The organism is Candidatus Methylomirabilota bacterium, from assembly GCA_035936835.1.
Classification (GTDB): domain Bacteria; phylum Methylomirabilota; class Methylomirabilia; order Rokubacteriales; family CSP1-6; genus AR37.
Genome location: DASYVT010000087.1, coordinates 1 through 10,269 on the forward strand (window position 1 = coordinate 1; position 10,269 = coordinate 10,269).

The 10,269-nt window shown below is 68.1% G+C and carries 12 protein-coding genes; 7 read left to right on the forward strand and 5 right to left on the reverse strand.

Annotated features, from left to right (window positions below):
• Positions 1-1,000: molybdopterin cofactor-binding domain-containing protein (locus VGV06_07155; protein HEV2054932.1), on the reverse strand; the 1,000-nt coding region annotated here is incomplete at its 3' end.
• 34 nt (positions 1,001-1,034) lie between these two features.
• The gene (locus VGV06_07160) at positions 1,035-1,847 is read right to left on the reverse strand and encodes a class I SAM-dependent methyltransferase (GenBank protein ID HEV2054933.1); all 813 of its coding nucleotides are present in this window, start codon (positions 1,845-1,847) and stop codon (positions 1,035-1,037) included.
• A 214-nt stretch (positions 1,848-2,061) separates the two neighbouring features.
• Here VGV06_07160 and VGV06_07165 point away from each other — a divergent pair, with 214 nt between their 5' ends.
• Complete coding sequence (locus tag VGV06_07165; GenBank protein ID HEV2054934.1) at positions 2,062-2,601, forward strand: ORF6N domain-containing protein; 540 nt, start codon at positions 2,062-2,064, stop codon at positions 2,599-2,601.
• Positions 2,602-2,621: 20 nt separating this feature from the next.
• Positions 2,622-4,544 carry an OPT family oligopeptide transporter gene (locus VGV06_07170; protein ID HEV2054935.1) on the forward strand — a complete coding sequence of 641 codons (1,923 nt, stop codon included), beginning with the start codon at positions 2,622-2,624 and terminating at the stop codon, positions 4,542-4,544.
• Positions 4,545-4,548: 4 nt separating this feature from the next.
• Here VGV06_07170 and VGV06_07175 read toward each other — a convergent pair whose 3' ends face one another.
• Positions 4,549-5,427: an EamA family transporter gene (locus tag VGV06_07175; GenBank protein ID HEV2054936.1), complete on the reverse strand. Its 879-nt coding sequence runs from the start codon at positions 5,425-5,427 to the stop codon at positions 4,549-4,551.
• 50 nt (positions 5,428-5,477) lie between these two features.
• Between VGV06_07175 and VGV06_07180 the strand changes: the two genes are divergently transcribed.
• The 5 genes from VGV06_07180 to VGV06_07200 all read left to right on the forward strand — a co-directional run bounded on the left by VGV06_07180 (position 5,478) and on the right by VGV06_07200 (position 9,327).
• Entirely contained in the window at positions 5,478-6,251 is a 774-nt protein-coding gene (locus tag VGV06_07180; protein ID HEV2054937.1) for a methyltransferase domain-containing protein, read from the forward strand.
• A gap of 4 nt (positions 6,252-6,255) precedes the next feature.
• The gene (locus tag VGV06_07185) at positions 6,256-7,623 is read left to right on the forward strand and encodes a CUAEP/CCAEP-tail radical SAM protein (GenBank protein HEV2054938.1); all 1,368 of its coding nucleotides are present in this window, start codon (positions 6,256-6,258) and stop codon (positions 7,621-7,623) included.
• A 143-nt stretch (positions 7,624-7,766) separates the two neighbouring features.
• A complete protein-coding gene (locus VGV06_07190; protein HEV2054939.1) occupies positions 7,767-8,144 on the forward strand; it encodes a cupin domain-containing protein in 378 nt (125 codons plus the stop codon).
• Positions 8,137-8,484, forward strand: coding sequence for a hypothetical protein (locus VGV06_07195; GenBank protein ID HEV2054940.1), 348 nt, complete (start codon positions 8,137-8,139; stop codon positions 8,482-8,484). The genes VGV06_07190 and VGV06_07195 overlap by 8 nt, the downstream gene beginning before the upstream one ends.
• A gap of 3 nt (positions 8,485-8,487) precedes the next feature.
• A complete protein-coding gene (locus tag VGV06_07200; protein ID HEV2054941.1) occupies positions 8,488-9,327 on the forward strand; it encodes a hypothetical protein in 840 nt (279 codons plus the stop codon).
• Here the strand turns inward: VGV06_07200 and VGV06_07205 are convergent.
• Both VGV06_07205 and VGV06_07210 read right to left on the reverse strand, forming a co-directional pair.
• Positions 9,324-9,734 (reverse strand): arsenate reductase ArsC, encoded by a 411-nt coding sequence (locus VGV06_07205; protein ID HEV2054942.1) that lies wholly within the window; start codon positions 9,732-9,734, stop codon positions 9,324-9,326. The two genes, VGV06_07200 and VGV06_07205, sit on opposite strands and share 4 nt — an antisense overlap.
• A gap of 8 nt (positions 9,735-9,742) precedes the next feature.
• A partial coding sequence (locus VGV06_07210) for an aquaporin (protein HEV2054943.1) occupies positions 9,743-10,269 on the reverse strand: 527 nt, incomplete at its 5' end.

The window sequence follows — 10,269 nt, forward strand, 5'->3', positions numbered from 1 at the left end:
GGTTGACCGTGTTGAGCGTGAGCCCCTCGCCCTCGATGGGGTAGGCGCCCACGTCGGCCAGGAAGGAATCGTCCACCGCCACAATGGTGCCGTCGCGCTTGAAGCCGATCTTCGCCTCGTGGACTTGGTCACGATCGTGACCGCTGGTGACGAGGTCCTCGCCGCGCCCGCTGATCCACTTGACGGGCTTGCCCGTCTTGAGCGCGGCCGCGGCGACCAGCATCTCCTCCGGATAGATCGAGCCCTTGGGGCCGAAGCCGCCGCCGACGTCGGGCACCATCACGCGGATCTGCTCCGCGGGAAGTTCCAGGACGGCGGCCAGCGAGTCGCGGAGCGAATACGGGTTTTGCGTGGAGGACCACACGGTGAGCGTGCCCGTGTCCACGTCGTGATAGGCCAGCGCCCCGCGCGTCTCGATGAAGGCGCCGGCGATCCGCGGGTGCCTGATCCTTTCACTGACGACTACGTCGCACTGAGCCCAGGCCTTCTCGACATCACCATAGTGCGCGCCGACGGGGAGCGTGGTGTTGTCGGGCCAGTCGTGGATCGGCGGCTTCGCGGTCACAGCTTTTTCGGTATTCGCGGCGACGGGCAGAGGCTCGTACTCGATCTCGACCGCCTGCGCCCCGTCGGCAGCGGCGTACGCGCTCTCGGCCAGCACGATGGCGACGCCCTCGCCCACGTAGCGGACGCGCTCGTGCGCGAGGACGGGCACGGCGAAGGCGCGGCCCTTGTACTGGCCCCCATACGCCGCGGGCATGGAGCGCTTGATCTCCGGCAGGTCGGGCGCCGTCCACACCGCCGCCACGCCGGGCAGGGCCCGGGCGGCCTCGACGCCTATCTTAATGATGCGGGCGTGGGCACGGCGGCTCCTCACCACGGCCATGTGGAGCAAGCTGGGCCGGGAGAGGTCGTCCACGTAGCGGCCGGCGCCCGTGAGGAGCCGGTGGTCTTCCTTGCGCTTGGGAGACGCGCCGATCAGGTCTTGGGGCGAAGTCACGAAGAGGAGTGTATACGCGGGGGCGCGGGTTCGTCTACGAGACCGGCTTGGTCGCCTTGAGCGAGAACATCAGGGGGAGCCGCGGGAAGCGCGGGCCCAGGCCCCAAGAGCCCCGCTCGACCAGCTCCGTGAAGGCGATGACCTTCCACGTGCAGTAGGGGAACTCGTGGAGGAAGTCGATCCGGAGCCCGGCGGTCACCAGCGCGTTCACGATATCACCCATGCTGTGCTGCCAGATGTGCTCGGGCGTCGTGTATCTGGTCGCCTCGTCGACATAGTCGGCGGCGGGCGGCCAGCGCGTGCCGGCCGGGTCGTGGAAGTACGGGAAGCGCGGGCGCAGTTCCGTCGAGCCGTCCGTGATGTTGTCGTCCGTCGGGAAGACCCGGATGAACGGGTGGGCCTCGGCGATGTAGAAGATCCCGCCAGGCTCGAGGTAGCGGGCGACGATCTCCCCCCAGCGCTTCAGGTCGGGGAGCCAGCAGAGCACGCCGTGGGAGGTGAAGACGATGTCGAATCGTCCCGATAGCGCCGTCGGCAAGTCATAGAGGTTGGACTCGACGAAGCGCGCGTCGACCCCGACCTCGGTGGCCAGCGAGCGGGCGAGTGCGATGGATTTCGGGGAGAAATCGACGCCGGTGACGATGGCTCCCCGCCGGGCCCACGAGAGCGTGCCGAGCCCGAAGTGACACTGCAGGTGCAGGAGCGTCTTGCCGGCGACGTCGCCGAGCTCCTCGACCTCGATCCGGTGCAACTGGCACCGCCCGGCCTTGAAGTCTTCGATGCCGTACACGTTACCGCGAGCATGGATGTCGGTCGCCTCGTCCCAGTGCTCGCGATTCAAATCCATCGGTGTGCTCATAGCCCGCTTCCGCCTTTGGAGGATTGTATACGCGCCCGCACCGCGCGCCAAGTGCCGCCCCGGGCCGCCAAACTTGAGATCGCAATTTGCAACCTCAAACGGGCAGGCGCGGCTTTCGGTCGATCGTCGTGTATCTTTCCCGACACAGATTGACACGCCGCGTGGGCGTTGTCATAAGCAAGCCGTGGAGAAACGGTTTGCCATGACCCCCGACTCGAGGATCGCGCGCCGGATCCTCTTCGTGCGGGGCCATAAGGTGCTGCTCGACCGGGACCTTGCTGTGCTGTACGGGGTCTCGACCAAACGGCTCAACGAGCAAGTACAGCGCAACATCGAACGTTTTCCTTCCGATTTCATGTTTCAGTTGACTCCCGAAGAGGCCGAATCTTTGAGGTCGCAATTTGCGACCTCAAACAGGGGACGGGGCGGCCGGCGTTACTTTCCGTACGCCTTCACGGAGCAAGGGGTTGCCATGCTGTCCGGCGTACTCAAGAGCCGCCGGGCGGTGCTTGTCAACGTCGAGATCATGCGGACCTTCGTGAAGCTGCGCCAGATCCTCTCATCGCACGCGGAGCTGGCCCGCAAGCTCGAGGAGTTGGAGAAGAAGTACGACAGCCAGTTCAGGGTGGTCTTTGACGCGATCCGCGAGCTCATGAGCGCGGAGCCCGGCGAAAGGCGCCCGGTGGGTTTCCGGCCGTCGCGAAATCCGGGTGAAGCACGCTCGACAGGAATACGCGTATAGTCTGAGCGGTCCGAAGATCGATGGCTCAACCGGAGAGCGCCAGCCCGACGAATGTTCCCGCCTCCCCGACGACGCTGCCCGTCGAGGGCTTCCGGGGCACGCCCGAAGAGATCGAACGCCAGTGGTACGAGCAGGTCTACCGCGGGCGCGGGGACAGCATGCTCCAGCTGACCTGGCGCGCGGTGCTCATGGGTTCGGTGCTCGGCGGTGCGCTCTCGCTCACCAACCTCTATATCGGGCTCAAGGCGGGCTGGGGCTTCGGCGTGGCGATCACCGCGAGCATCCTCTCGTACGCGATCTGGACCACGCTGCACCGGGTCGGCATCGTGCGCACGCCCATGACCATCCTCGAGAACAACTGCATGCAGTCCACGGCCAGCTCGGCCGGGTACTCCACCGGCGGCACGCTGATCTCCGCCTTCGCGGCCTACATGCTCATCAACAACAGCACCATGTCCTTGCCCACCATGCTCGCGTGGGTGTTCTGCCTGTCGGTGCTCGGCGTCACCATGGCGATCCCCATGAAGCGGCAGATGATCAACGTCGAGCAGCTGCGCTTCCCCAGCGGCATTGCCGCGGCCGAGACGCTGCGCGCGCTCCACTCCGTCGGGGAATCGGGGATACGGTCGGCCCGCGCGCTGGGCTGGGCCGGCCTGCTGGCGGTCGTCAGCAAGTTCTGGACCGAGGGGCTGGTGGTCGTGAGCGCGAAGCTCGCGCCTTTCATGATCGGCACGTGGGTGGCCGCGCTGAACCAGCGCGTGTTCGGCCCCGCATGGATGGGGCGCACGGTGATGTTCTCCTGGGAGCCCATGTTCATCGCCGCGGGCGCCATCACGGGGCTCCACGTGTGCTGGAGCATGTTTCTCGGGAGCGTCACGGCGTGGATGATCTTCGCGCCCATCCTCCAGCACCGCGGCATCATCCAGGGCTCGGGCTACGCGACGATCGTGCAGTGGACGCTCTGGGGCGGCGTCGCCTGCATGGTCACGTCGAGCCTGCTCTCGTTCGGGCTCCAGTGGCGGACGGCGCTCCGTGCCTTCACCGATCTCCGGGCGATGTTCGGCGGCGGCCGGGGAGCCGCAAACGATCCCGTCGACGCGATCGAGACGCCCGCCTCGTGGTTCATCACCGGCCAGGTCGTCGGGTTCCTCAGCCTGGCGTGGCTCGGCCACCGGACCTTCGGCATGCCGTACTGGCAGACGGCGGTCGCTGTCGCGCTGTCATTCGCGCTTGCGCTCGTCGCGTGCCGCGTCACCGGCGAGACCGACACCACGCCCGTGGGCGCGATGGGCAAGATCACCCAGCTCACGTTCGGCGCGCTCAGCCCGGGCCACATGAACATCAACCTCATGAGCGCCAACATCACCGCCGCCGCGGCGGGCAGCAGCGCCGACCTGCTCACCGACCTCAAAAGCGGCTATCTCCTCGGCGCGCACCCGCGGAAGCAGTTCATCGCGCAGTTCGCCGGCATCTTCGTCGGGACGCTCGTCAGCGTGCTGTGCTTCCGGCTCCTCGTGCCCGACGCCAGCGCGCTTGGCACCGACCAGTTCCCCGCGCCCGCGGCGCAGACGTGGCGCGCTGTCGCCCTCGCGCTCTCACAAGGTCTAGGCGCCCTCGGGCCCGTCAAGATCTGGAGCATCGTCGTCGGCGGGCTCGTGGGCATCGTCCTCACGCTGCTTCCGAGGATCTTCCCGGCGCGCCGGCACCTCATCCCGTCGCCGGCCGGCGTGGGCCTGGCGTGGACCTTCCACTGGCACTACGGCCTGCTCTTCTTCATCGGCGGCGTGCTCGGCTGGTGGGTCCAGAAGAAGCATCCGAAGTGGTCGGAGGAGCTCACGTTCCCCGTGGCGTCCGGCTGGATCGCCGGCGAGAGCCTGATGGGCGTGAGCCTCGTGATATGGGAGAACGGCCCGGAGCTTCTGCGCAAGATTTTCGGCCGTTGAAGAGCTAGCGCGACGGGCGACGGCCCGCCAGTCGCTCGAGAGGCAGCACGATCACGGCGAGTCCGAGCAGGACCAGCCCCATGCCTGCCAGGCGCAGTGCCCCGAAGCGCTCGCCGAATACGAGTGACGAGGCATAGGCCGCGACGAAGGGCGCGAGGAGAGCGAAGGGCGTCACTGTCGCCGCCGAGTAGCGACGCAAGAGATTGCCCCAGATCGCGTAGGCGAGGACGGTCGCGACCAGGCCGAGATAGAGCGCGGCGCACACCGCGAGCCACGACGCTCCGGTCACCGCCCGGGCGATGCCGGCGGGACCGTCGAGCGCGATCGACAGCGCGAGCGACGGAAGCGGTGGAACCAGGCTGAGCCAGACCATGAGATTCAGCATCTCCACGGGGGGGAGCCGCTTGACGAGCACGTTCCCGATCCCCCAGCTGATGGCGGACATCGCCGTGAGGCAGAGCCCAACCGCGGTGAGATCGTGCCCGACGGTCACCGCGATCACGGCGAGGCCCGCAAACGCTACGGCCGTCCCGCACAGCTGGCGGCGGGTCGGCTTCTCCTTCAGGACCACGCCGGCGAAGAGGATGGTGAAGAAGGCCTGCGTCTGGACGACGATCGACGCCAAGCCGGGAGGCATCCCGTTGGCGATGCCGAAGAACTGGAAGAGGAACTGCCCGGCAAACAAGGTTAGGCCGACAGCGCACAGAACTGGCCACGTGATGGGGGGACGCCCGACGAGCACGACGGGAACGGAGGCGATGAGAAACCGCAAGGCGGTGAGCTGAGGCGGCGAGAAGCTCTCGAGCCCTATCTTGGTCGCGACGAAGGCAATGCCCCAGATGACCGCGACGAGCACGGCCAGGAAGATGTGAAAGGGCGTCATGCGGGTACTTTACTCTGGGCGCGGGCGAGCCGGGGTATGCTGAGGTCGCTATGGCCTGGGATCCGACGCAGTACCTGAAGTTCGCCGACCAGCGTTTGCGGCCGGCGGTCGACCTGTTGAACCGGATCGACGTCGCCGACCCGGCCGAGGTCTGTGACCTGGGCGCCGGCGCGGGCAACGTGACGCGCCTCCTCAAGGCGCGGTGGTCGAACGCGCGCGTCACCGGCGTGGACGCATCGCGGGAGATGCTCGCGAAGGCGGCCGCGGCGGCTCCGAAGATCACGTGGCAGCAGGGCGATCTGGCGACGTGGCGGCCTGAGCGACCGGCCGACGTCATCTACTCCAACGCGGCCTTGCACTGGCTCGGCGACCACGAGCGGCTGTTCCCCGCGCTGTTGTCCTCGCTGGCGCCCGGAGGCGTGCTCGCGGTGCAGATGCCCCGCAATTTCTCAGCGCCGTCTCACACCGCAATGGCCGAAGCGGCTCGGAGCGGGCCGTGGAAGGCGAAGCTCGAGCCGCTGCTCCGCCCGATACCGGTCGCTGAGCCGGCCTTCTATTACGGCGTGCTTTCACCGCGCGTCGCAACACTCGACATCTGGGAGACCGAGTATCTCCAGGTGCTCGAAGGCGAGCACCCGGTGAAGGAGTGGACCAAGGGCACGTGGCTCAAGCCGCTGCTCGACGCGCTCGAGGAGCCGGAGCGGAGCGGCTTCGAGGCCGCGTATGCCGAGCTGGTCGCGCGCGCCTATCCGCGCCGCGCCGATGGCCGCACGCTCCTGCCGTTCCGCCGCCTCTTCATCGTGGCCACGGCGCGTCAGGGCTGAGCCGATGCGAATCCTGCTCGTGTCGTGCTACGAGCTCGGCCATCAGCCGCTGGCGGTGGCCTCGCCGCTGGCGTTCCTCGAGCGCGCCGGCTTCGCCGCCGAAGCGCTCGACATCTCCGTCGAGGAGTTCGACGCCGACACGGCGGCGCGCGCCGATTTGGTCGCGATCTCCGTCCCCATGCACACGGCGCTCCGGCTGGGTGTACGCGTGGCCGAGCAGATCCGCCGGATCAACCCGCGCAGCCACATCTGCTTCTACGGGCTCTACGCGTCGCTGAACGCGGAGCACCTGCTCGAGCACTGCGGCGACTCGGTGATCGGCGGCGAGTTCGAGTCCGCGCTGGTCGCGCTGGCGGAGGCGCTTGCGGCCGGGCGCCCTGGCGCGGTCGAGGGAGTCCACCTGCGCGGCTACGCCGCCAGCCCCGTCCTGACGCGCCTGGCCTTCGCCCTGCCGAGCCGGAGCGCGCTGCCGCGGCTCAAGAAATACGCGCACCTGGAGAAAGACGGCCGCAAAGATCTTGTGGGCTACGTGGAGGCGAGCCGCGGGTGCCTGCACCTGTGCCTGCACTGCCCGATCCCGCCCGTGTACGGCGGCCGGTTCTTCGTGGTGCCGCAGGAGATCGTCCTCGCTGACATCCGTCAGCTCGTGGGCGCCGGCGCGACCCACATCACCTTCGGCGACCCGGATTTCCTGAACGGCCCCGGGCATTCGCTCGCGGTGGTTCGCGCCATGCACGCCGAGTTCCCGTCGCTGACCTTCGACTTCACCGCGAAGGTCGAGCACATTCTCGAGCGTGAGGATCTGTTTCCCGAGCTGCGACGGCTCGGCTGCGCCTTCATGATCTCGGCCGTCGAGTCGCTGAGCGAGACCGTGCTCGCCAATCTCGAGAAAGGCCACACGCGCGCCGACGTATCACGCGCGCTCAAGATAGTCCGGGACGCGGGCATCGCCTTCCGGCCCACGTGGGTCGCCTTCACGCCGTGGACGACGCTCGAGGACTACGTGGAGATGTTCGATTTCGTCGAGTCAGAGAAGTTGATCGACCACGTCGACCCCGTCCAGTTCACGCTGCGGCTCCTGGTCCCGCCCGGCTCGGCGCTGTTGCCGCGCGAGGCGATCGCGCCGCACCTGGGCCCGCTCGACCAGGCCGCCTTCATCCATCGCTGGACGCATCCCGACTCGCGCATGGATCTGCTTCAGCGGGAGGCGAGCCGCATCGTCGAAACCGCGGCCGATGGGGATGCGGCCGCGACGTTCTACCGGCTCAAGGCGTTGGCCTATTCGACGGCGGGCCTGCCGCTTGAGCCCGAGCCGGCGCTCGCGCCCGACAGACGGCGGCCGCCCAGGCTGACCGAAGCGTGGTTCTGCTGAGCGGAGCCAACCGAGGGCCAGTTCGGCCCTCTCAAGCCGGCGCTCCACGAGGGCGTGTCGGGCGTGGTCGTGTAGGGGACTGCCGCTGGCACGGGGGGCCGCTTGGCGCTATGATGCTGGCCCACCGACACAGGGGGGTCATCATGGACGAGACGGCTGTTGCTCGCGTAACCGGCGTGGCGCAGGTGTTCGACCTCCACGCGCTCAAGGCGTTCGTGCCCGAGAAGCGTGTGCGCAAGATGCTCTTCAAGACCGACCAGCTCTGGTCGGAGATCGTCTGCTACGAGCCCGGGCACTCCACGGTCATGCACCAGCACCCCAGGGAGGAGGAGGCGATCTTCGTCCTCGAGGGCACGGCCAACATGAACATCGACGGCCACGAGGTTGTGGTGCCGGCCGGCTCGATCGTCAAGTTTCCGAATGCCGTGATGCACGATGTCCGCAACCTGGGTACGGAGCGTTGCGTGATCATGTTTCTCAAGGTCAATCCGAAGGTCTTGAAGGGGAGCCACGATGGGTAACGTCGAGCGCTGCGACAAGACGCTGCCGCTGAACGAGATGATGTACCACGTGCGCCACGACGCGGCGCTCCGCGCGCGCTGGCTGACCGACCTCGAGGGCATCGCGCGGCAGTTCGGGCTGAGCCGCGAGGAATACGAGGCGCTGCGCGACATGGATGTCCGGCGGCTCCACGATATCGGCGTGCACCAGTACTACGTCCCGCAGATCCTCCGCCTCTTCCACGGCGCATCCGCCAACGCCAACAGCCATCCCGCGCTCGAGGCCTACAAGCGAGCGTACCCCGAGGAAGCGGCCAAGTCCGCGCGGCTCCAGGAAGACATCGAGCGGCGGGAGCGCTGAGCCATGGCCACAATCGTCGCCGCGATGGCCATGACGCATTCCCCGGGGCTGACCGGGTGGTTCGGCGCGGCCCCCAAGCGCCAGCAGGAGACGACGCTCCGGGCCACGGCCGAGATGCGTGAGCGCCTCGCCGCCGCGCGCCCCGACGTCGTACTGGCGTTCAGCAACGACCACCTGCTCAACTGGCCGATCAACAACACGCCGGAGTACACGGTCGGGATCGCGGCCGAGCACGTCGGCCCCGCTGACTGGTACGACGAGTGGCTGGGCCTGAAGAAGTACAAGATCCCCGGCAATCCGGCCCTCGCGCGCTACATCGTCAACGAGGGGGCGCGCCGGCGCCTCAGCTTCGCCTACCTCCGCCAGATCCAGTTCGACGACGGCATCTCCGTGCCCATGCACTATCTCAATGCCACAGGCGCAATCCCGCTCGTGCCCGTGACAATGAACTGCACGGTGCCGCCGATCCCGACGCCGGAGCGCGCCTACCAGGTCGGAACCACATTGCGCGAGATGCTCAAGGCCTATCCGGGCAAGGAGCGGATCGCCATCCTCGCGACCGGCGGCCTCTCGCACGAGCCGGGAGGGCCGCGCTACTTCTGGGTGGACGAGGAGTTCGACCTCTGGTTCCTGGATCTCTTGAAAAAGGGCGACCACGAGACGCTCCTGCGCGAATGCACGCTCGAGCGGATGGAAGCGGCGGGCTCGGGCGGCACGGCGGAGCTGATCGCGTGGGTCCTCGCGTTGGCCTTCACGACGGGCCCCGCCGAGGTGCTCGCCTACATGCCCGCCATCGCGTGGCGCACCGGCACGGGCATGGTCGTCTGGCCCGGCCTCGCCTAGCCGTCCATCCAACCCTCGGTCGCAATGAGGCGCTCGACGCGCTGGCGGATCTCATCCCGGATCTGCCGGACGCGCTCGAGCGGCTTGCCCTTCGGGTCCTCGATTGGCGGGTCTTCGATCGGCCAGTCGTCACGCTTGAGCCCCGGCACGAAGGGGCAGGACTCGCCGCAGCCCATGGTGATGAGGAGCTGGCTGGCGGCGGCGAGCTGATCGGTCAGCCGAGCCGGCTTGGCGGCCGACACGTCGATGCCGACCTCCCGCATGACGACCACGACCTCGGGGTGCACCCGGTCACCGGGCTCGGTGCCGGCAGGGAAGGCGCGGGCGCGGCTCGGGTCGGCCAGCGCGTTGAAGAACGCCGCCGCCATCTGGGAGCGGCCCGCGTTGTGGACACACGCGAAGACCACCTGCGTCGTTATCTGGGGCCCTCCTCTTCTCGCGACTGATCCGGTGCCAGCCACCGGAACAACGCCGTGGCCGCCGCCGCGCCGATCAACTGGGCGAGGATGAAGCCCGGCGCATCGGCCGGACGGATGCCGGCGAACGTATCGCTGGCGGAGCGGGCGAGCGTCACCGCCGGGTTCGCGAACGACGTGGACGCGGTGAACCAGTACGCCGCCGTGATGTAGCCGCCGACGGCAAAGGCCACGGTGCCGGTGCGGAGACGCGCGCATCCCCAGATCACGACGAGCAGGCCGAAGGTGGCGACGAACTCGCTGAAGAGCTGGGCACCGCCCTGGCGTGCGTGACGCGAGGCGAAGAAGACGGGCTCCGAGAACATCGTGTTCGCGGCAGCGACACCCGCGAAGGCGCCCACGACCTGCGCCGCGATATACGCAGGCGCGTCACGCCATGGAAATCCGCCGCGCCAGGCATCGGCGAGCGTCACCGCCGGGTTGAAGTGCGCGCCCGAGATCGGCCCGAACGCCAGGATCAGGGCGA